Raw genomic sequence first — 365 nt, 5'->3', positions numbered from 1 at the left:
TGCAGTTGCTAAGCCTGAAGCGAAGAAAGCTGTCGATGAAGCCGCTCAAGCCAAGAAGGATGAAATTGACGCTCGCTCTGATCTAACAGACGAAGAGAAAGCAGCAGCTAAGGCTCAAGTTGATGCAGAAGCAGAGAAAGCTAAAGCTGCAGTAGATGCAGCAACAACAGATGCAGGAGTTGAAGAAGCTAAGACTGCAGGTGTTGACACTGTTAAAGCTATTAACCCAGCTGCAGTTGCTAAGCCTGAAGCGAAGAAAGCTGTCGATGAAGCCGCTCAAGCCAAGAAGGATGAAATTGACGCTCGCTCTGATCTAACAGACGAAGAGAAAGCAGCAGCTAAGGCTCAAGTTGATGCAGAAGCAG

The 365-nt window shown here is 47.9% G+C and carries 1 protein-coding gene; it reads left to right on the top strand.

Annotated features, from left to right (window positions below; all coding sequences use genetic code 11):
* On the top strand, positions 1-365 hold a 365-nt coding region (locus E4T71_RS09305), incomplete at both ends, for a DUF1542 domain-containing protein (RefSeq protein WP_167758532.1).

Origin of the sequence: Streptococcus sp. WM07 (genome assembly GCF_004570525.1) — a bacterium.
Lineage (GTDB): Bacteria > Bacillota > Bacilli > Lactobacillales > Streptococcaceae > Streptococcus.
The sequence above is the reverse complement of the archived record's forward strand: the minus strand, read 5'-3'. Positions and strand labels throughout refer to the sequence as shown.